21 protein-coding genes are annotated in these 20,992 nt (G+C 68.0%); 9 read left to right on the top strand and 12 right to left on the bottom strand.

From position 1 onward, the window contains the following. Positions 1–110 precede the first annotated feature (110 nt). From rng to AAW51_RS07760, 8 genes are read right to left on the bottom strand one after another with little or no spacing between them, the layout of a single operon-like run. Entirely contained in the window at positions 111–1,592 is a 1,482-nt protein-coding gene (gene rng / locus AAW51_RS07795; protein WP_047194153.1) for a ribonuclease G, read from the bottom strand. Positions 1,593–1,607: 15 nt separating this feature from the next. After that, positions 1,608–2,222: a Maf family protein gene (locus AAW51_RS07790; protein ID WP_047194152.1), complete on the bottom strand. Its 615-nt coding sequence runs from the start codon at positions 2,220–2,222 to the stop codon at positions 1,608–1,610. A gap of 60 nt (positions 2,223–2,282) precedes the next feature. Further along, a complete protein-coding gene (gene rlmH / locus AAW51_RS07785) occupies positions 2,283–2,753 on the bottom strand; it encodes a 23S rRNA (pseudouridine(1915)-N(3))-methyltransferase RlmH (RefSeq protein WP_047194151.1) in 471 nt (156 codons plus the stop codon). After that, positions 2,750–3,463: a ribosome silencing factor gene (gene rsfS / locus AAW51_RS07780; protein WP_047194150.1), complete on the bottom strand. Its 714-nt coding sequence runs from the start codon at positions 3,461–3,463 to the stop codon at positions 2,750–2,752. Before rsfS ends, rlmH begins: the two co-directional genes overlap by 4 nt. Positions 3,464–3,491: 28 nt before the next feature. Next, positions 3,492–4,082, bottom strand: a complete 591-nt coding sequence (nadD, locus tag AAW51_RS07775) for a nicotinate-nucleotide adenylyltransferase (RefSeq protein ID WP_047197553.1) — start codon at positions 4,080–4,082, stop codon at positions 3,492–3,494. Between the two features lie 8 nt (positions 4,083–4,090). Next, positions 4,091–4,999 carry an oxygen-dependent coproporphyrinogen oxidase gene (gene hemF, locus AAW51_RS07770; RefSeq protein WP_047194149.1) on the bottom strand — a complete coding sequence of 303 codons (909 nt, stop codon included), beginning with the start codon at positions 4,997–4,999 and terminating at the stop codon, positions 4,091–4,093. 13 nt (positions 5,000–5,012) lie between these two features. Continuing rightward, complete coding sequence (gene purD / locus AAW51_RS07765) at positions 5,013–6,293, bottom strand: phosphoribosylamine--glycine ligase (RefSeq protein WP_047194148.1); 1,281 nt, start codon at positions 6,291–6,293, stop codon at positions 5,013–5,015. A gap of 48 nt (positions 6,294–6,341) precedes the next feature. Next, entirely contained in the window at positions 6,342–7,067 is a 726-nt protein-coding gene (locus tag AAW51_RS07760) for a YebC/PmpR family DNA-binding transcriptional regulator (protein WP_047194147.1), read from the bottom strand. 165 nt (positions 7,068–7,232) lie between these two features. Here AAW51_RS07760 and AAW51_RS07755 point away from each other — a divergent pair, with 165 nt between their 5' ends. The 5 genes from AAW51_RS07755 to AAW51_RS07735 all read left to right on the top strand — a co-directional run bounded on the left by AAW51_RS07755 (position 7,233) and on the right by AAW51_RS07735 (position 12,734). Continuing rightward, on the top strand, positions 7,233–8,765 hold the full coding sequence (locus AAW51_RS07755; protein ID WP_047194146.1) for a helicase HerA-like domain-containing protein: 1,533 nt from the start codon (positions 7,233–7,235) through the stop codon (positions 8,763–8,765). Positions 8,766–8,957: 192 nt separating this feature from the next. Beyond that, a complete protein-coding gene (locus tag AAW51_RS07750) occupies positions 8,958–9,368 on the top strand; it encodes a DUF2306 domain-containing protein (protein ID WP_047194145.1) in 411 nt (136 codons plus the stop codon). Positions 9,369–9,494: 126 nt separating this feature from the next. Beyond that, entirely contained in the window at positions 9,495–10,640 is a 1,146-nt protein-coding gene (locus tag AAW51_RS07745; RefSeq protein WP_238947791.1) for a sensor histidine kinase, read from the top strand. Continuing rightward, complete coding sequence (locus AAW51_RS07740; protein ID WP_047194144.1) at positions 10,612–11,430, top strand: LytR/AlgR family response regulator transcription factor; 819 nt, start codon at positions 10,612–10,614, stop codon at positions 11,428–11,430. The genes AAW51_RS07745 and AAW51_RS07740 overlap by 29 nt, the downstream gene beginning before the upstream one ends. Positions 11,431–11,594: 164 nt before the next feature. Next, entirely contained in the window at positions 11,595–12,734 is a 1,140-nt protein-coding gene (locus AAW51_RS07735) for a branched-chain amino acid ABC transporter substrate-binding protein (protein ID WP_047194143.1), read from the top strand. A 145-nt stretch (positions 12,735–12,879) separates the two neighbouring features. Here the strand turns inward: AAW51_RS07735 and AAW51_RS07730 are convergent, their stop codons facing one another. The 4 genes from AAW51_RS07730 to AAW51_RS07715 form a co-directional block, all read right to left on the bottom strand. Next, on the bottom strand, positions 12,880–13,251 hold the full coding sequence (locus tag AAW51_RS07730) for a hypothetical protein (RefSeq protein ID WP_047194142.1): 372 nt from the start codon (positions 13,249–13,251) through the stop codon (positions 12,880–12,882). A gap of 192 nt (positions 13,252–13,443) precedes the next feature. Next, complete coding sequence (locus AAW51_RS07725; RefSeq protein WP_053013419.1) at positions 13,444–13,971, bottom strand: tetratricopeptide repeat protein; 528 nt, start codon at positions 13,969–13,971, stop codon at positions 13,444–13,446. 102 nt (positions 13,972–14,073) lie between these two features. Beyond that, positions 14,074–14,835, bottom strand: a complete 762-nt coding sequence (locus AAW51_RS07720; protein ID WP_157359664.1) for an anti-sigma factor — start codon at positions 14,833–14,835, stop codon at positions 14,074–14,076. A gap of 37 nt (positions 14,836–14,872) precedes the next feature. Further along, entirely contained in the window at positions 14,873–15,475 is a 603-nt protein-coding gene (locus tag AAW51_RS07715) for an RNA polymerase sigma factor (protein WP_238947790.1), read from the bottom strand. Positions 15,476–15,639: 164 nt separating this feature from the next. Here AAW51_RS07715 and AAW51_RS07710 point away from each other — a divergent pair, with 164 nt between their 5' ends. The 4 genes from AAW51_RS07710 (at position 15,640) to AAW51_RS07695 (ending at position 20,839) form a co-directional block, all read left to right on the top strand. Then, positions 15,640–17,691 carry a glutamine--tRNA ligase gene (locus AAW51_RS07710; protein ID WP_047194140.1) on the top strand — a complete coding sequence of 684 codons (2,052 nt, stop codon included), beginning with the start codon at positions 15,640–15,642 and terminating at the stop codon, positions 17,689–17,691. A gap of 142 nt (positions 17,692–17,833) precedes the next feature. Further along, entirely contained in the window at positions 17,834–18,235 is a 402-nt protein-coding gene (locus AAW51_RS07705) for a GFA family protein (RefSeq protein ID WP_047194139.1), read from the top strand. A gap of 190 nt (positions 18,236–18,425) precedes the next feature. Continuing rightward, on the top strand, positions 18,426–18,767 hold the full coding sequence (locus AAW51_RS07700) for a DUF2845 domain-containing protein (RefSeq protein ID WP_047197549.1): 342 nt from the start codon (positions 18,426–18,428) through the stop codon (positions 18,765–18,767). 149 nt (positions 18,768–18,916) lie between these two features. Further along, entirely contained in the window at positions 18,917–20,839 is a 1,923-nt protein-coding gene (locus AAW51_RS07695) for a methyl-accepting chemotaxis protein (protein WP_047194138.1), read from the top strand. Positions 20,840–20,992 lie beyond the last annotated feature (153 nt).

Raw genomic sequence — 20,992 nt, 5'->3', positions numbered from 1 at the left:
GGCGCGGCGAGGTAAGGAGCGTAACAAGCTCTGGGCGTGCGGACCGTGTGCTGTAGTGCCAACAACGGCCCTGCAAGTTCCCTGCAGGCCCTCGCGCGGGACGGCCACGCTCACAGCAACACGATGTCGTACTGCTCGGGCGACACCGCGGCTTCGGTCTGTAGCGAGATCGGCTTGCCGATGAAATCGGACAGGGCCGCGAGGTGGGCGCTCTCTTCGTCGAGCAGCATCTCGACCACCGCGGGCGACGCCACCACCCGGAACTCCTTCGGGTTGAACTGCCGGGCCTCGCGCAGGATCTCGCGCAGGATGTCGTAGCAGACGCTGCGCGGTGTCTTCACCGAGCCCTTGCCGCCGCAGGTGGGGCACGGCTCGCACAGCATGTGGGACAGCGACTCGCGCGTGCGCTTGCGTGTCATCTCCACCAGACCGAGCTGCGTGAAGCCGCTCACCGTCATCTTGACGCGGTCGCGCTGCAGTTGCTTGCGCAGTTCGGCCAGCACCGCCTCCTGGTGGTCCTCGCGCACCATGTCGATGAAGTCGAGGATGATGATGCCGCCCAGGTTGCGCAGCCGCAGCTGCCGGGCGATGGCCTGCGCCGCCTCGAGGTTGGTCTTGAAGATGGTGTCGTCGAAGTTGCGGGCGCCGACGTAGCCGCCGGTGTTGACGTCGAAGGTGGTCAGGGCTTCGGTCTGGTCGATGATCAGATAACCGCCCGACTTCAGGTCGACGCGCCGCGCCAGCGCCTTCTCGATCTCCTGGTCGACGTTGAACAGATCGAAGATCGGACGCTCGCCGCGGTAGTGCTGCAGCTTGTGCACCGAGCCCGGCGTGTACTCGCGGCCGAAGGCCTTCAAGGCCTCGAACTGGGCGTGCGAATCGATGCGGATCGACTGTGTCTCTTCGTTGGCCAGGTCGCGCAACACGCGCTGGGCCAGGTTGAGGTCCTGGTGCAGCAATCGGCCCGCGGGCGTCTTGAAGCTGGCCTGGCGGATGCTCGCCCACATCTTGCGCAAGAAGGCGATGTCGGCGGCCAGTTCGTCGTCGGTCGCGTCTTCAGCGTTGGTGCGCAGGATGAAGCCGCCGCCGCCCTCGCCCGCCAGCCGGCCCATGCGGCTGCGCAACTGCTCGCGCAACTCGGGCGAGCCGATCTTCTGCGAAATGCCGATGTGGTCGTCCTGCGGCAGGAACACCAGCAAACGGCCCGCGATGCTGATCTGCGTCGACAGCCGCGCGCCCTTGGTGCCGATCGGGTCCTTGATGACCTGCACGGTCAGATTCTGGCCTTCGAACACCAGCTTTTCGATCGGCGTCGGGGGCGTGTTGTTGTGGTTGTGGTTGCCGTGCCCGCCCTCGGCAAAAGCACCGCGCTGCCAGACGTCGGCCACGTGCAGGAAGGCAGCGCGTTCGAGGCCGATGTCGATGAAGGCCGATTGCATGCCAGGCAGCACACGGGCCACCCGGCCAGCGTAGATGTTGCCGACCAGGCCGCGCTCGAGCGTCCGCTCGATGTGCAACTCCTGCACCGCACCGCTTTCGACGATGGCCACCCGCGTTTCTTGCGGAGACCAGTTGATGAGGATGTCTTGCATGTGCCGGGTAAGGGGTCAGTACGTGACCCCGAAGCGTTGCAGAAGCTGCGCGGTCTCGTACAGAGGCAAACCCATGATACCGGAGTAACTCCCAGCAATATGGGTGATCCAGGCGGCTGCCTGGCTCTGGATCGCATACGCGCCGGCCTTGCCCATCGGCTCGCCGCTCGCGACGTAGGCGTCGATCTGCGTGCGGGTGAGCGCCGCAAAGCGCACTTTGGAGATGTTTACCGTGCAATCGAAGCGGCGCATCGTGCCGACCGCGACGGCCGTGATCACCCGGTGTTCACGGCCGGACAGGCTGGCCAGCATCGCCGCGGCCTCATCCGCGCTGGCGGGCTTGCCGAAGATGCGGTTGCCCAGCGCGACCGTCGTGTCCGAGCACAACAGGGGTGCGGCCGGCAGGCCCCGCTGCTTCAGGCGGCGGCGTGCGGCGCCGAGCTTGGCCAGCGTGACGCGCTCGACATAGGCGAGCGGCGCCTCGCGCGGCAACACGGCTTCGAGCGCCTCGGCGTCCTCGTCGACTCCCGGCAGCAGCAGCTGGTGGCGCACGCCGAGCTGGTCGAGCAGCTGCCGCCGGCGCGGGCTTTGGGAGGCGAGGTAGACAAAGTCGTGGGAGGCGCGGGCCATCGTGGTGCTCGTTTTTCTTCTACTGCCATCGGGTGCGAAGGTGCGCCGAAACAGCGCGCGTCATTCGCGGTGATAAGGATGGCCGACCATCACCGACCAGGCGCGGTACAGCTGTTCGGCCAGCAGCACACGCACGAAGGCGTGCGGCAGGGTCAGGTCGGACAGGCGCACGCGCTCGTCGGCGCCCTCGCGCAAGGCCGGGTCGAGCCCGTCGGGCCCGCCGATCAGCAGGGCGACGTCGCGCCCGTCGTGCATCCAGGCCTTGAGCCGCTGCGCCAGTTGTTGGGTGGTCAGCCGGTCGCCGCGCTCGTCGAGCACGACAGTGCGGGCGCCCTTGGGCAGCGCCGCCTCGATGCGCGAGCGTTCGGCCGCCATCAGCGACTCGGCCGACTTGTTGTTGCCCCGCGGCTCGGTCTTGACGGCTTTCAACTCCAGCCGCAGCTCGGGCGGGAAGCGCTTGGCATAGTCGTCGTAAGCCGTCTCGGCCCAGGCTGGCATGCGTTGGCCGACCGCGACGACGACCAGTTTCATGCCTTGCGGGTGCCGGCCTTCTTGGCTGCGGCCGGACTGGCGGCCGCCTTCTTCGCTGCCACCTTCTTGGCGGGGGCGCGCACGCTGCCAGAGATCACCGTGACCGTGCGGGTCTTGGCCGGCGCCTTCTTGGCCGCCGGCGTCTTGCGCGCGGCGGTGGCCTTCTTGGCGGCCGGTGCGGCCGCCCTCGACGAGGCGGCCTTCTTCGCGGCCGGCGTCTTGGCGGCTGCGGCCTTCGACGCCGTTTTCTTCGCGGCGGCCTTCTTCGCCGGGGCCTTCTTGGCCGCCGGGCGGGCCTCGCTGGCGTTCACGTCGTCATCGTCGTCTTCGTCGGCGCCCTCGGCCTTGGGCAGCCGCTTGGTTTCGGCGCCCAGCTTGAGCTTCACCGGCTTCTCGCCCCAGATCTCTTCCAGGTGGTAATACTGGCGGATGGTGGGCTGCATGATGTGGGCCACGGCGGCGCCGCAGTCGACGATGATCCACTCGCCGTTGTCTTCACCTTCGGTGCGCATCACCTGAAAGCCCTGGTCCTTGACGCTGTCGCGGACGCTCGCAGCCAACGCCTTGGTCTGGCGGTTCGATGTGCCGGAAGCGATGATGACCCGTTCGAACAGGGGTGAAAGGTGTTCGGTGTTGAACACCTGGATGTCGTGGGCCTTGACGTCTTCCAAGCCATCGACGATGGCGCGCTGCAGTTTGCGGATGTCCATTGAGGCGGGCGTCTCCGTGTAGTCGGGATCAGGGGTTGGAATAAAGGTGATGCTGCGCAATATAGCGTGCCACCTGGGGGGGAACCAGCGTGTCGATGGGCTCGCCGCGCGCCACGCGGGTGCGCACTTCGGTCGAGGAGACGGTCATCGCAGGCAAGGGCAGGCTTTCGATTCGGTGGTCGTGTACCGCCAGCGCAGCAGGCGGGCGAGGCGCTTCCCCGGCCCGGCCGGCCACCGCCAGCGTCACGCGCTGCAGCAACTCTGGCCAGTCGCGCCAGGTGTCGAAACGCGCGTATTGGTCCTGTCCCACGATCAGCAACCAATGGGCCTGGGGCTGAGCCTCCTGCAAGGCGCGCACGGTGTCGATCATGTAGCTGGGGCCGTCGCGATCGGTTTCGACCGTCGAGGCGGTGAAGCCCGGCTCACGGGCAATGGCCAGCTCCACCATTGCGAGCCGATGGGCCGCCGGCGTGAGTTGCCGCGCCTTCTGCCAGGCGGCGCCCACCGGCACCCAGCGCAGTTCGTCGAGCCGGAGATGGTCGCGGGCCACCCGGGCCAGCGCCAGGTGGGCGTTGTGCACCGGGTCGAAGCTGCCGCCGAACAGGCCGATACGAGGCAAAGCAGGCGTCACACCCAGGCCCGCGGCGGCAGGAAGTCGGTGTACAGCCGGGCTTCGGGGCTGTCCGGCTCGGGCTGCCAGTCGTAACGCCATTTCACGACCGGCGGCATCGACATCAGGATCGACTCGGTGCGCCCGCCGGATTGCAGGCCGAACAGCGTGCCGCGGTCCCACACCAGGTTGAACTCGACATAGCGGCCGCGCCGATAGGCCTGGAAATCGCGTTCGCGCTCGCCATAGGGCAAGGCCCGGCGCCGCTGCACGATGGGCAGGTACGCGGCCAGAAAGGCGTCGCCGACCGAACGCATCATGCCAAAACCGGTGTCGAAGCCGCCTTCGGCGAAATCGTCATAGAAGATGCCCCCGATGCCACGCGCCTCCTGGCGGTGCTTCAGATAGAAATAGTCGTCGCACCACTGCTTGAAGCGGGGGTACTTGTCGTCGCCGAAAGGCGCCAGCGCATCACGACAGGTGGTGTGGAAGTGACCGGCATCCTCTTCGAAGCCGTAATAAGGCGTCAGGTCCATGCCGCCGCCGAACCAGGTCACGCTCTCTCGGCCCGGCGGGTGGGCGGCCAGCATACGCACGTTCATGTGCACCGTCGGCACATAGGGGTTGCGCGGGTGGAACACCAGCGAAACACCCAACGCCTCGAAGGGCGCGCCGGCCAGCTCCGGCCGATGTTGCGTGGCGGAGGGCGGCAGCTGCGGCCCCTTCACATGCGAAAAATTGCAGCCGCCGCGCTCCAGCAGCGGGCCGTCCTCGACCAGGCGCGACACGCCGTCGCCTTCCAGACGGCCGCCGCTCGGGCGGGTCCAGGCGTCGCGCACGAACGGCGAGCCGTCTTCGGACTGCATCGTGTCGATGATGCGGTCTTGCAGGCTCAGCAAATAAGTGCGGACGTCTTCGGTTTTCATCGACTCGCCGGTGTCAGCGCTTGACGGCGCGGTAGCCGATGTCGCTGCGGAACTGGGCGCCGTCGAAACGGATGCCCTGCGCCACCTGGTAGGCGCGCTGTTGCGCCGCCTTCACCGAGTCGCCAAGCGCGGTGACGCACAGCACACGCCCGCCGGCGGTGCGGGTCTGCCCGCCGTCCGTGATGGTGCCGGCGTGGAACACCACCGCATCGGGCTGTTCCGCCGGCAGCCCCGTGATGACGTCGCCCTTGCGCGGGTCGAGCGGGTAGCCGTGTGCCGCCAGCACCACGCCGAGCGCGACCCGGCGGTCCCATTGCAGGTCGACCTTGTCGAGGCTGCCGTCGGTGGCGGCCATCAGCACGTCGAGCAGATCGGTCTTGAGCCGCATCATGATCGGCTGCGTTTCCGGGTCGCCCATGCGGCAGTTGAATTCGAGCGTCTTCGGCAGGCCGTTGGCGTCGATCATCAGGCCGGCATAGAGGAAACCGGTGTAGGGAATGCCGTCGCGGGCCATGCCGGCGATGGTCGGCAGGATGATGTCCTGCATCGCGCGGCCGTGCACATTGGGCGTGACCACCGGGGCAGGCGAGTAGGCGCCCATGCCACCGGTGTTGGGCCCCTGGTCGCCGTCCTGCAGGCGCTTGTGGTCCTGGCTGGTCGCCAGCGCCAGCACGTTCTTGCCGTCGCACAGCACGATGAAGCTGGCTTCCTCGCCCTGCAGGAACTCCTCGATCACGACCCGCGCGCCGCCTTCGTTGTGCTGCACGCCGAGCTTGTTGTCGAGCAGCATCCAGTCGACTGCTTCGTGGGCCTCGGCCAGCGTCATCGCGACCACCACACCCTTGCCGGCCGCCAGGCCGTCGGCCTTGACCACGATAGGGGCGCCCATCCGGTCGACATAGGCGTGGGCGGCCTCGGCGTTGTCGAAGGTCTCGTAGGCCGCGGTCGGAATCTTGTGCCGCCGCATGAAGTCCTTCGAGAAAGCCTTGGAGCTTTCGAGCTGAGCCGCCGCCTTGGTCGGCCCGAAGATGCGCAGGCCGCGGGCCCGGAACAGGTCGACCACACCGGCCGCCAGCGGTGCCTCGGGGCCGACCACCGTGATGTTGACCTTCTCGGATTCGGCAAAGTCGGCCAGCGCTTCGGGCGCGGAGATCGCGACGTTGGTCAGCCGCGGGTCGAGCGCGGTGCCGCCGTTGCCCGGCGCGACGTACACCTTGTGCACCTTGGGCGATTGGGCGAGTTTCCACGCCAGGGCGTGTTCGCGGCCGCCCGAACCGATGACGAGAACTTTCATACCTGATCTTTCACCGGGCGGCGCGATGCGCGCGTACTGCCTTCGGTCTCATTCGTTGATGATCGCGTTGTGGTAGACCTCTTGCACATCGTCGAGGTCTTCCAGCACGTCCAGCAGCTTTTGCATCTTCTGCGCGTCGTCGCCGGTGAGATCGACCGTGTTCTCGGCCCGCATCGTCACCTCGGCCACTTCCGGCTGCAGCCCCGCGCCTTCCAGCGCGTTCTTGACCGCCTCGAAGTCGCCCGGCGCACACAGCACTTCCACCGCGCCGTCGTCGTCGCTCACCACGTCCTCGGCGCCCGCCTCCAGGGCCACTTCCATGACCTTGTCTTCGGGCGTGCCCGGGGCGAACACGAACTGGCCGCAGTGCTTGAACTGGAAGGCCACCGACCCTTCGGTGCCGAGGTTGCCGCCATGCTTGCTGAAGGCATGGCGCACTTCGGCCACCGTGCGCACGCGGTTGTCGGTCATGCAGTCGACGATGATCGCCGCGCCGCCGATGCCGTAGCCCTCGTAGCGGATCTCTTCGTAGCTGACGCCTTCGAGATTGCCGGTGGCCTTGTCGATGTTGCGCTTGATGGTGTCGGCCGGCATGTTAGCCGCCTTCGCCTTGTCGACGGCCAGACGCAAACGCGGGTTGGCGTTCAGGTCAGCGCCGCCCTGGCGTGCCGCGACCATGATTTCGCGGATCACACGCGTCCAGACCTTGCCGCGCTTTTCGTCCTGGCGACCCTTGCGGTGCTGAATGTTGGCCCACTTGGAATGACCGGCCATGGATAAGCTCCTGCTCCTGAAGCGCCCGGACGACACGATCGAGCGCGCCGGGGTGGTTGTTGGGGGTGTGCCCTGCCCCGGCACGTCGGAACGGCGGGGCGGGTGGTGTTCGCTAGACTGCGATTTTACCGGGGCTCGCCCCCGCCTTTACTTACGGAAACCGTCATGGCCGACCCCATCCTGCTCGCCAAGCACCACGACACCGAGACTTTCCTGTTGCCGGCGCTGGCGAACCGACACGGCTTGATCACCGGCGCCACCGGCACCGGCAAGACCATCACGCTGCAGACGCTGGCCGAGAACTTCTCGCGCATCGGCGTGCCGGTGTTCCTGGCCGACGTCAAGGGCGACCTGACCGGCATCTCGCAGCCCGGCTCGCTCAGCCCCAAGCTGTCCCAGTTGTTGCAAGAGCGGGGCCTGCCGGCGCCGACGCCGGCGGCCTGCCCCACCACCTTGTGGGACGTGTTCGGCGAGCAAGGCCACCCGCTGCGCGCCACTGTGTCCGACATGGGCCCGCTGCTGCTGGGCCGCATGCTGAACCTGAACGACACGCAGCAAGGTGTGCTGTCGCTGGTGTTCAAGATCGCCGACGACAACGGCCTGCTGCTGCTCGACTTGAAGGATTTGCGCGCCATGCTGCAGCACGTGGGCGACAACGCCAGTCGCTACACGACCGAATACGGCAACATCAGCGCGGCCAGCGTCGGCGCGATCCAGCGCGGGCTGCTGCAGATCGGCGAACAAGGCGGTGAGCGGTTTTTCGGCGAGCCGATGTTGGACATCGCCGACTTCATGCAGACCGTCGACGGCCGTGGTGTGGTCAACGTGCTGGCGGCCGACAAGCTGCTGAACGCGCCGCGCCTTTACGCCACCTTTTTGCTGTGGATGCTGTCCGAACTGTTCGAGTTGCTGCCCGAAGTAGGCGACCTCGACCAGCCCAAGCTGGTGTTTTTCTTCGACGAGGCCCATTTGCTGTTCGACGATGCGCCCAAGGCGCTGGTCGAACGGATCGAACTGGTCGTCCGGCTGGTGCGCTCGAAAGGAGTGGGCGTCTACTTCGTGACGCAAAACCCGCTCGACGTGCCCGATTCGGTGCTGGGCCAGCTGGGCAACCGGGTGCAGCACGCGCTGCGCGCCTTCACGCCGCGCGACCAGAAGGCCGTCAAGGCCGCGGCCGAGACGATGCGCGTCAACCCAGAACTCGACACGGCCACGGCGATCACCGAGCTGGCGGTCGGCGAGGCTCTGGTCAGCCTGCTCGACGACAAGGGCCGCCCGGGCGTGACCCAGCGGGTCTACGTGCTGCCACCAGCCAGCCAGATCGGCCCCATCACGGCGGCACAACGGCAAGCCCTGCTGCAGGCCTCGTTGGTGGCCGGCGTCTATGAAAAGGCGGTCGACCGCGAATCGGCCTATGAACGGCTGAAGGCACGGGCCGAGACGGCGCAGACACCGGCTGTGGGCCGCGACACGGGGCGCGGGGCGACAAGCGCAGACGAGGGCGACAGCGGCGGGGGCATGCTCGGCGGGCTGAGCGACGTGCTGTTCGGCTCCACCGGCCCGCGCGGCGGGCGCCGTGAAGGGGTGGTGGACGCGCTGGCCAAGTCGGCTGCCCGCAGCATCGGCAGCAGCGTCGGGCGCGAGTTGATCCGCGGTGTGCTGGGCAGCTTGCTCGGCGGGCGGTCGCGGCGCCGGTGAGCCTGGGGCTTGCCGGCTCTTGCGGACGCGCAAGCGGCGGCGCGGGCGTTCTGGGCGGTTCGGCCACTGGCGGGCGGCGCATCTCGCGCCGCCACGCTGCAACTGGCGGCCTGCCCGCGGCGGTTCGTCGCAAACGGCTCGCCCTGGTGGCGGCGACACCCGACAGTGGCGGCATCACTTCAGGAGCCGTCCATGTCCCTGCCGCTGCCCTCCCCTGCCATCCTGCTGCACATCGGTTTTGCCGTCAGCGCGCTGCTGCTCGGGCCGTTCGCGCTCACCGCGCGCAAGGGCTCGCGCTGGCACCGCGGCGGCGGCTACGCCTGGGTGACGCTGATGCTCGGCGCCGCCCTCACCAGCGTTTTCATCCGCGACTACCGGCTGCCCAACATCGCCGGCTACACGCCGATCCACCTGGTGACGCTGGCCACCTTCGCCGGGCTCGGCTGGGGCATCTGGAGCATCGCGCACCATCGGGTGCAGTCGCACCGGCGGGCCATGTGGGCCACCTATATCAGCGGCTGCCTGGTGGCCGGCGCGTTTGCGCTGCTGCCGCAACGCTACCTGGGGCGGCTGGTGTGGCAGCAATGGCTCGGGCTGATGTGAGCCGGGCGGCCACCCCGCTCCTCGCGACCGAGCGCGGCGCGCCGAGTTGACGACAATGGTGACCATGATCACGGCCCGGCCGCCTGAAGGCGCTCGCTCCACAGTACCGAGCACGGAGGCTCCCCGATGAGCGATCCGATCGGTCGCCCGACCGCCGCCGTGATGTCACCGCTCGCCGGCCCCCAGTGGCGGCCGTTGCTGCGGCGCGGCGCGGTCAACGCCGTGATGTGCATCGCTGTCGGGCTCGCGGTCTATGCAGCCCAACGCCAGCACCTCGGCGTCAGCATCGCCTACTCGCTGTGCATCGGCGTGCCCTGCTGGTTGTTCATCGACGTCTCCCGCATCCTCGTGGCACGCCGCCTGCACGCCGCCGACCCCGGGTCCACGCCCGCCCGCTACGGCTGGCCCGGCTGGCGCTGGATGGCCGTTTGCGTGGTCGGCGGCGTCGCGCTGGCCTATCCCCTCGGCGTCCAGCTGGCACGTGCCTTGACCGGCCACCCGGTGCAGCCGTCGTCCGGCAGCCTGCCCGCGTACGTGTCGCTGCTGGGCCTGTCCCTCGCGGTGGCCGTCGGCGCCAGCTATTTCTTCTACTCCGCCAACCGCGTCTCGAGCGCGGACGCCGAAGCCCAGGCCGCCCGCCGCCTCGCCACCGAACACCAGTTGCGGCTGCTGCAGGCCCAGCTCGAACCGCACATGCTGTTCAACACGCTGGCCAACCTGCGCGCCCTGATCGCGCTCGACCCGCCAGCCGCGCAAGCCATGCTCGACCGGCTGATCGCCTTCTTGCGCGCCAGCCTGAGCGCATCGCGCACCGAGTGGCACAGCCTGGCGGCAGAGTTCGCACGCCTCGACGACTACCTGCAGTTGATGCAAGTGCGCATGGGCCCGCGCCTGCAAGCGCATTTCGAGTTGCCCGCCGACCTGGCCGCCGAGCCGGTGCCGCCGCTGCTGCTGCAGCCTCTCGTCGAGAACGCCATCCAGCACGGGCTGGAGCCGGCGGTCGACGGCGGGCGGCTGGAGGTGTCGGCGGCCCGCGACGACGGTGGGCTGAAGCTGGTGGTGCGAGACACCGGCGTCGGGCTGCAGAGCGCACCCGCTGGCCGCCACCACACCGGCTTCGGGCTCGAACAAGTGCGCCAGCGCCTCGCGGCGGTGTACGGTGGCCGAGCCTCGCTGCGGCTCGCCGCGGCCGGGCCCGGGCCCGGCACCGTTGCCGAAATCCACCTGCCTCACACCGTCCGAGATGGCACCGCCGACCGCCCTGATCGCTGAAGACGAACCCTTGCTGGCCCATGCGCTGCAGACCGAGCTGGCGAAGGCCTGGCCCGAGCTGCGGGTGCTGCCGCTGGCCGCCAACGGTACCGCTGCACTCGAGCAGGCGCTGGCGCAGCGCCCCTCGGTCTGTTTCCTGGACATCCGCATGCCGGGGCTGAGCGGACTGGAGGTCGCCCAGGCCCTGGCCGAGGATTGGCCCGAGGACGCGAACGACCTGCCGCTCATCGTGTTCGTCACCGCTTACGACCAGTACGCGGTGCAGGCCTTCGAGACCGCGGCCGTCGACTACCTGCTCAAACCGGTGGCACCGGCCCGGCTGGCGCAGTGCTGTGCCCGGCTGCGCGAGACGCTGGCCCGGCGCAGCCAGGCGGGTGCGGCGGTGCACACCGACCCCCTGCTGGCACAGTTGCGCGGTCTGCTGCTGCAACACGCGGACATACCATCGTCCCCGCATCGGCCCGCGCCACTGCAGGTGCTGCAGGCAGCGGTCGGCCACCACATCCACCTCGTCCCGGTGGCCGAGGTGTTGTATTTCGAAGCGGCGGACAAGTACGTGCGGGTGGTGACGGCCGAGCGCGACTATCTGATCCGCACCGCGCTGCGCGAACTGCTGCCCCAACTTGACGCAGAGCAGTTCTGGCAGGTGCACCGTGGCACGGTGGTACGGGCCAGCGCGATCCATTCCATACAACGACATGAGACCGGCAAACTCAGCCTGGTGCTGAAGGACGGAGCAGGCACGCTGGCCGTCAGCCGGCTCTACGCCACGCGCTTCAAAGCAATGTGACACCCCGATCGCGGACGAAGTGTTGCACTCACTTGCCGTCCTTTTCGGCGGTGATACCCACCAGAATCGGGGGTTTCATCGCCAATCTTGGCTCAAAACCTGCAGTCCGGCCCGGCCAGCGCGATTACATTTCGTATCATCGCGCCAACCTGAGGAGTACCTGAATGTTCCGTTCCCTGCCCGGCCTGGGCGCCTTGACCGCCATCAGTCTGGCCCTTGCGGCCTGCTCACCCATTCCGGACACCGTCAAGATCGGCGTGGCGCAACCCTTGTCCGGGCCGCTCGCGGCATTGGGTCAGGACATGCTCCGCGGGGTGGAGCTGGCCGTGAACGACCTCAACCGGCAGGGCCTGAAGATCGACGGCAAGCCGGTCAAGCTCGAAGTGGTGGCGGTCGACGACAAGGCCGACGCCGAGACCGGCAAGGCGGCCGCGCGGCAACTGGCCGCCGCCAAAGTATCAGCCGTCGTCGGCCATCTGAACTCGGGTGTCAGCATGGCGGCGGCGCCGGTCTACGCGGAGCACCACATTCCTCAGCTGGCCATCTCGACCAAGCCCGAGTACACCCGCATGGGCCTGCCCACCACCTTGCGCCTGGTCGCCAACGATGCGTTGCAGGCCAAGGCGATGGGTTCTTATGCCGCGACCGGCCTGAACGGCCGGCGCTATGGGGTGCTCGACGACAACACGCCTTACGGCAAGGGGCTGGCGGACAGCGCGGCCGAGCAGATCAAGGTGCGCAACAAGCCCGTGGCGGTGCGCAAGTCCCTCGACGACAAGACGACCGAATTCGAAGCTTTGGTGGACGAATTGAAGGCCGCCGAGGTGGACGTGATCGTCACCACGCTGGCCGACTTCCAGACGCTGGCGCTGATCGATCAACTCGCGAAGGCCGGGTTGCACAAGATGCAGATCCTGGGCGGCGACACGATCAAGACCGACAAGCTGATCAAGGCGGCGCTGCCCATCAAGGCAGTCTACGCGACCTCGCCCATCATCGAGACGCGCGAGTTCCTGCAGGGCAAGGCCTTCCTCGACAAATACCAGAATGCCTACCAGAGCGAGCCGGTGTATGGCGCGCACTACGCCTACGACGCGGTCTACGTCCTCACCGCGGCCATGCAAAAGGCCCGCAGCGTCGATGGCAAGTTGGTGACCGAGGAACTCAAGCGCATCGACGCACTGGCGCCGGTCACCAATGCGGTGCGTTTCAACGACAAGGGCGAGCAGTTCTACGGTGTCATCAGTGTCTACTCGGCACGTCCCGGCGTCTGGGACACCGTGACCCGTTCCGACAACTGGTGACCACGGCCCAAGCGTTGGCCGGTTGACCAAAGGGTGCCGAGAGGCACCCCTTGCCACTGCCTCGGCGGCTCCCAGGCCGCCTTTTTTGGGCGCCAGCGGGCTCGCGCGCCGGCGTGCTCAGCCGCCGGCAGGAGGGCTGTCGGCTTCAGCGGCCCCAGCCGCCGTGGTGACCATGGTGGCCATGGCCGTGGTGCCCGTGATGGCCGTGACCATGACCGTGGTGGCGATGGTGATGATGGTGGTGGTGGTGGTGACCCCGGTGGCCCCAGTATCCGGGCGCCACGTACACCGGCGCCGGCTGGACGTAGACCGGTTGCGGCGCATAGACGACCGGCGGCGCGCGGTACACCACGGGCGGCGGCGCATAGTGCACCGGCGGCAGGTTGGACACCGACGTTGTCACGCCCGGGCCATGCACGCCCACCGACCAGTACACGTCACCCGCCTGGGCCGGCACGGCGGCCACAAGCCCGGCCAGCGCAACCGCGGCACTTCCAAAGATGGCGGCAATCTTCATCAGGTTCTCCTTGGCGGCCCTCGTCGCGGGCCTTGGGCATTCAACGCGCCACCCCGCCATTCGGAGGGCCGCTTTACCTCATCTTTACCTTCGATGCAGGGCGTAACGGACGCTACCGAAGCTATCGCGGGCCTGTCTCGCTGCCCGGGCTGGCGGGGCGTGCGCGTGACCACCCACTGACCCCGTGCGCTTTCAGCGCTTGGCGGCCTGGTATTCGGCCACCTTGGCCGCCAGCGAGCGGGTTTCTTCACAGTTGCTGCCGCAGATCTGCTGCAGCTTGGCCAGGTGCTCCTCGGCCTTGGCCGGGTTGCCCACCTTCAGGTAGGCGACGCCGACATATTCGTGCGCGCCGCGGTGCTGCGGGTCGATCGCCAGCGCCTTGCCGTAATGGGCGAACGATTCGTCCATCCGGTTCTGCCAGCGGTAGGAATAGCCGAGCAGGTTGTGCGCGTCGGCGTTGTTCGGGTCCCGCTCGACGACCTTGCGCAAGTGGGTGACCGCCTCAGCCCAACGCTTGTCTTGCACGGCCTTGCGCCCCGCCGCCATGTCGGCGTCGGCGGCCGGCGCGGCGGTGCTGGAACTGCCCCCAGTGTCGGCGGCGTGGGTCGGCAGCGGCGACAGCGCGAACGCGCAGGCAAACGTGAAGGCGCTCAAGGCCGAGAGGGCCAGCAGGCGAGGCTGCGAGACAGTGCGGAAAGCGGAAACGGTCGAGTTGTACATGTCGGGATCTCCCTATCAGACGTACCCACAGCGGGTACGAACGATATACGGCACAGCCGCCGACCTGGATCTCGGAATTCTGCGCGTCGTCCGACGAAATTGTTACCAGGTTTTGACGCAGGGGCCGGACCACGCGACCCGGGTGGGCTGGTCGGGCGGCGCCGCCGCGTCCGGCTCGGCACTGATCAACAAGCTCGCGGCGTTCGACAGCCGTTGCTCGGCGGTCCCGGCGAGGTCGAGCCGGGTACGGCCGTTCAGCTCGACGACACCGAGCGCCGTTCGCTCACCCGCGGCCGATTGCGCCCACAGCACCCACTGCCGGCCAACAGGCGGCGCCGTGGGCCGCAGTACCTTCAGTTCGAGCTGGCGGCCGTGACGCGGCGCGCTGGCGACCAAGGTCGTGCGGCCCTGCTCATCCGACAGCACGGCGAGATAACTCGCCGGCAAGCCCTGTTGACCGGTTTCCGCGATGGTCGCGTCGCCCGGCGCCGCCGGTCGCTCCGGCGACAGCCACAGCACGCCCAGCACTGCGGCCAGCGACAACGACGCCAATGCCGCCCACGCCGTGGCCAGGCGCAGCGGCCAGCGGCTGACCGTCGTGCCCACACCGACCTGGCGGATCACCGGGTCGCCGTGGCCGAACAGCCGCCGCTCGAGCCGGTCCCAGGTGCCGGGCGGCGCCGACTCGCGCGGCAGCCAGGCCGCCATCGGCATCAGCCGGCGCTCCCAGTCGCTGACGCGACCGCGCAGCCACTGGTTGTCGCGCATCCAGTGTTCGAAGCGGCGCCGCGCGCCGCCGCGCATCGTGCCCAATACATATTCACCGGCCAGTCGGTCCAGCATTCCGGGCGGCGGCAGCTTCATCGAGCGACCTCCGCGCTGCGCACTTCGCCTGCAACGCTCATACCGCGGCCCCCAGGCAGTCTTTCAGATGCGACAGCGCCCGGCGGATCCAGCCCTTGACCGAGCCGAGCGGCTCGCCCAGGTGCTGCGCCACTTCGGCGTGGCTGAGGCCACGCAGGAACGCCAGCGCCACGGTCTGCCGCTGGCGGCCGTCGAGGCGGCCCAGGCAGCGCTGCAGTCGCTCGCGCTGGAGCGACTCGCCGACCCAGGCCGAGCCGTCGCGTTCATGCTCATGCACTTGCCACAAGCCGTCGAGATCTTCCTCCGGCAGCGCCGTCTCGTGCCGGTACGACGCCGAACCCAGACGGTCGAAGCAGCGGTTGCGCACGATGGTGGTCATCCACGTCATGACGGCCGCGCGGCTCGGGTCGTAGCTGTCGGCCCGGTGCCACATCGCCATGTACGACTCCTGCAGCACGTCGGCGGCGGTGCTGTCGCTGCCCGTGATGCGCCGCGCGACGGGAAACAGATGCGATTGCGTCGCATCGTAGAGGGCCCGGAATGCCGAACGATCGCCGTGGGCGACGCGGGCAAGCAAGGCGGGCAGATCGACATCGGGCAGCATGGCGCAAGGGTGGGCGAGCAAAGTCGGCGGGACCATAGCAGAAGAGATTGCATCCGCTTGCGACCGTTTGTGTGCGCGCTCACAAAGCGCGCCAGCCCTTACTGCGGGCCGGACGCGCCCCTTGCAAGGTGTCGCCCGAAGCGGGCTCGTAGAATGGCCGTAACTTTTTCTTCGGCCCTTTCCGCCCCTTACAGCCCACCATGACGGCCCCCTCCAAAGAAGAGCACAAGCCCAGCAACTTCCTGCGCGGCATCATAGAGCGCGACCTCGCAGAAGGCCGCTACGACGGCCGCCGCTACGCCGGCACCCCGGGCGACTCGACGCACCAGGCCAGCGGCCCGCTCGACCCCGCCCGCGTGCGCCTGCGCTTCCCGCCGGAGCCCAACGGCTACCTGCACGTGGGCCACGCCAAAAGCATCTGGGTCAACTTCGGCCTGGCGCAGGACTACGGCGGCGTCTGCCACATGCGCTTCGACGACACCAACCCCGAGAAGGAAGAACAGGAGTACGTCGATTCCATCCTCGATGCCGTGCAGTGGCTGGGCTACAGCTGGGACGCCTATGGCAGCTCGCATCTGTACTACGCGAGCAATTATTTCGACTTCATGTACCGCGCGGCCGAGTACCTGATCGAGAACGGCCACGCCTACGTGGACGAGCAGACGCCCGACGAAATGCGCGCGCGCCGCGGTGATTTCGGCACCCCCGGCACCGACAGCCCTTTCCGCAACCGCCCGCCCGCCGAAAGCCTGGCCCGCCTGCGCGAAATGCGCGACGGCCGGCACCCCGACGGCGCGATGGTGGTGCGCGCCAAGATCGACATGGCCTCGCCCAACATCAACATGCGCGACCCGGCGATCTACCGCATCAAGCACGCCACCCACCACAACACCGGCGACACCTGGTGCATCTATCCGATGTACAGCTTCGCGCACCCAATCGAAGACGCGCTGGAAAACATCACCCACTCGGTCTGCACGCTCGAGTTCGAGGACCAGCGCCCCTTCTACGACTGGACGCTGGAGCGTATCGTGCCGATCCTGCGCGCGCCCGAGTTCGAGGCGGCGCGGCAACTCGTCGCGCAGATCCGCCAGCAGGGCGGCGACACCGCGCGGCAGTTCGCGCTGCACTGCAGCGGCTTCGCGCACAAGCTGTACAGCAGCGATGCCGAAACGCAGCTGTGCGCCTTGTTCCAGCGCTGGGAGCAGACACCCGACGCGGTAGCCGACGAGCTGGGCCCCTTCTTCGACCTGCTCGAGCGTGAAACACGGCACTTCACGCCGCTGCTCGCGCATGCGCTGCAGGCGCACAAGATCGAGCCCTTCAACCTGCCGCACCAGTACGAATTCGCCCGGCTCAACCTCACCTATGTGATCACCAGCAAGCGCAAGCTCAAGCAGCTGGTGGACGAAGGCATCGTCGACGGCTGGGACGACCCCCGCATGCCCACCATCGTCGGCTTGCGCCGGCGTGGCTACACGCCGGAGGCGATCCGCTTGTTCTGCGAGCGAACCGGCGTCAGCAAGGCCGGCGGCTGGATCGACTACGCCAACCTCGACGGTGCGCTACGCGAAGACCTCGAAGGCAAGGCGCCGCGCGCGATGGCCGTGCTCGACCCGCTCAAGCTGCGGTTGACCAACTGGGCCGAGCTGTTCGGCAGCGACGCGCACCTGGAGCCGTGCGGCGCGCCCGCCCATCCGGCGCGTCCGGAACTGGGCAAGCGCGAGTTCGCGCTGGGACGGGAGCTGTGGATCGAGCGCGAAGACTTCATGGAAGCGCCGCCCAAGGGGTACCACCGCCTCTATCCCGGCAACATGGTGCGGCTGAAGTACGGCTACGTCATCAAGTGCACCGGCTGCGAGAAAGACGACCAGGGCCGCGTGACGGCCGTGCAAGCCGAAGTGGTGCCCGACACCAAGAGCGGCACGCCGGGCGCCGACAGCGTGAAGGTCAAGGGGGTCATCACCTGGATCGGCGCGGCCGACGCAGTGCCGGCAGAAGTGCGGCTCTACGACCGTTTGTTCACCGAGGCGCAACCTGACGCCGGCGGCAAGGACTTCAAACAGGCGCTGAACCCGGACAGCATGAAGGTGGTGACCGCCTACCTCGAGCCGTCGCTGGCCCAGGCCGGCGCCGAAGCGCGCTTCCAATTCGAGCGGCACGGCTATTTCGTGACCGACCGCAAGGCGCATGCCCCCGGACAATTGGTGTTCAACAAGATCACCGGTTTGAAGGATTCTTGGGGGAAGTAGCAGGCATCGCGGCCACCCGGGTCGTGCCCAGCAAGGACCGGGGGGCGCGATGGCCCCCGTTGCACAGGCGCCCAGAGCGTTACACGGGTTGCCTGCGCCGTGCCACACTGCGACCCGCCATCATTCATGACCAGGGGATCCCATGCAAGGCAGCTGCCTCTGCGGCGCGGTCAGGTACGAAGTGACCCGGCTCGACTCGCCCATCCAACACTGCGCCTGCCGCACCTGTCGCAAGGCGCACTCGGCCGCGTTCAATACCGCGGCTTTGGTAAAGCACGAGCACTTCAAGTGGCTGCAGGGCGAGGCGTCGCTCAAGTCCTATGAGTCGTCACCCGGCAAGCTGCGCTATTTCTGCGGCACGTGTGGCAGTCAGCTGGTGGCACAGAAAGCCGGGCGAGACACGCTGGTGCTGCGCGTCGCGTCGCTAGACGACGACCCCGGCGCCGCCCCGCAATGGCGCATCTGGACCTCGCACCAAGTGCCCTGGCTCGACTACACCGCGCCCATCCCCTCCTATCCGGAATGGGACCCGTCGCACCGCTGATCGGGGGAACGCCCGACACGGCAGCGAGGTCTAAGATGCGAGCGACGACGACCGCCGACGCGGCGCCCGTGTGCCGCACCGGCCTGCTGACACCGCCCCGCCCCTTGCGACGCTTCGAGGAGACGCCATGAGCACCCGCCCGGCCGACCGAAACGGCTCGCACCGCAGTGCGCAGCACGGAGGTGATCCAATGCACCCGCTACATCGCGCCCTGATCACCGTCTGCCTGCTCGGCTGCGGCAGCGTGATGGCCCAGTCGCTGCGCTGCAACGGGCAGATCGCCTCGGTGGGCGAGTCGCGTTTGTCCTTCGTGCAGAAGTGCGGCGAGCCGATGCTCAAGGACAGCTACTGCGCCCCGGTCTATTACCACCCGAACCTGCAACCGGTGCCGTCGATCTGGATCGGCACTGTCTTGCCGTGCCAGCCGGTCGACGAGTGGCTGTACGACCGCGGGCCAGGCAACCTGTCGGCAACGGTGCGTTTCAAGGGCGGGGTGGTCGACTCGATCCACTACGGGCACACCACCCGCTGACAGGCCAGCCGGTGCACGGGTCTCGCCGGGGCCGTGAATTGCGTCACGGCCTCGGACGAATCCTGCTCGCCCAGCACCCCGCGCACTCAAGCTGCGGCTGAAACGTCCGAAGTCCGCGCTGACGTCCACACCGACAGCGAGAGTCTCCCGTGCCCCTCTTCAAGACCAGCCAGGCCCGTTACACGGCCCTGTTCACTGCCCTGTTTGCCGTCCTGCTCGTGCTGACCGTCGCGGTCATCCAGCTGTTCGTCGCCCCCCAGCTCAAGCACAACGAAGGCGTGGTGATCGGGCACGACGTGAACCAGATCGCGATCCGCATCACCGAGCAGCTCCGGCAAGTCGAAGCGCAGCAGCGCAGCATCACGCAAACCGTGGCCCTGATGGACAGCGCCGTCATCGACACGCTGCTGCCCGGCCTCGTCGACCAGTACGGCGACGCGAACGTGTTCGGCGGCGGTGTCTGGCCGCTGCCGCAAAAGCGTGACCCGTCGCGCGACAAGTACAGCACCTTCTTCGCGCGCGACGCCGCCGGCAAGCTCAACGAGAACACGCACTGGAACTCGCCCGAGTCGCTCAAGTACTGGGAGCAGCCCTGGCACCTGGCCGGGCAGAAGGCTCCCAAGGGACAGTGCGCCTGGGCCAATGCCTACCAGGACGACGCCAGCCCGCAACCGCGCACCAACTGCGCGATGGCCATCTACAAGGGTGGCGAGTTGTTCGGCGTCTCCACCATCGACGTCACGCTCGGCTTCTTCAACCGCCTGGTGGCCGACATGGAGCAAGCTGTCTCGGGCCAGATCCTGATCGTCGAGCGCGACGGCAAGATCGTCAGCAACAGCACCCACATCAAGAGCGACATCGTGCTCAAGAAGGTGTCGGAGGTGGGCGCCACCTCGCCGATGGCCGCGGAGATCGAGCGCTTGCTGCCGCGCTTGGCCGAAAAAGGCACGCTGGAATCCGAGTACAGGGTGGACGGCGCCGGCCACACGCTGTTCATCAAGGCCATCCCCGGCAGCCCCTGGTACCTCGCCACCGGCCTGCCCAACCACCTGCTGACCCAGCAGAGCAACGCCATCCTCGGCAAGCTGGGCATGGTGCAGATCCCTGCCGTCATCGTGCTGCTGGTGCTGTTGATCGTCAGCCTGCGCTCGATGATGAAGCGCCTGGCCCTGCTCAAGGCCAACATCGACGCCCTGTCCGCCGGTGATGCCGACCTGACGCGCCGGCTCCCGGTGCCAGACGACGCCGGTGCCGAGTTCAAGGACATCGCGCTCAGCTTCAACACCTTCATCGAGCGCCTGCAACAGATGCTGCAGAAGGTGATGGAAAGCACCACGTCGATCGCCTACGCCTCGCGCGAGATCGCCAGCGGCAATCAGGACCTGTCGTCGCGCACCGAAAACCAGGCCAGCTCGCTGCAGCAGACGGCGTCGTCGATGGAGCAGCTGACCGGCTCGGTCAAGCAGAACGCAGACAACGCCCAACGTGCCAACGAGCTGGCGGCCGACGCTTCGGCGGTGGCAAGCAAGGGCGGCACCGCCGTGTCGCAGGTGGTCGAGACGATGAACTCGATCAACCAGTCGTCGAAGAAGATCGCCGACATCATCGGCGTGATCGACGGTATCGCCTTCCAGACCAACATTCTGGCTCTGAACGCCGCGGTCGAAGCCGCGCGTGCCGGTGACCAGGGCCGCGGCTTCGCGGTGGTGGCGAGCGAGGTGCGCAGCCTGGCGCAACGCTCTGCCAACGCGGCCAAGGAGATCAAGAGCCTGATCGTCGCCTCGGTCGAGCAAGTCGAGGCCGGCAGCACCCTCGTCAATGGCGCCGGCGCCACGATGCAGGAGGTGGTGGCGAGCACCCAACGCGTGGCCACCATCATGGGTGAGATCATGTCCGCCAGCCAGGAACAGAGCCGCGGCATCGCCCAGGTGGGCCAGGCCGTCGGCGAAATGGACGGCATCACGCAGCAGAACGCCGCCTTGGTGGAGCAGGCCGCGGCGGCCGCCCAGGCGCTGCAGGACCAGGCGGCGACGCTGGAGCGCACCGTCAACACCTTCAAGCTCTACGCCTGAGCCGCCTGGCCGCACGACGGCCAGCCGGTGTCAGCCGCGCCCACCTGACCCAGATTGCCATCCTGCGGGCCGCCCGGCCCGCACACGCGCCTCGCGCCCTATGATCCGCGGCGCCACCCGCCCTCGCCCGACCTGCCCACCAGGTCGGCCTGG

Source organism: Caldimonas brevitalea (assembly GCF_001017435.1).
GTDB lineage: Bacteria > Pseudomonadota > Gammaproteobacteria > Burkholderiales > Burkholderiaceae_C > Caldimonas > Caldimonas brevitalea.
The sequence above is the reverse complement of the archived record's forward strand: the minus strand, read 5'-3'. Positions and strand labels throughout refer to the sequence as shown.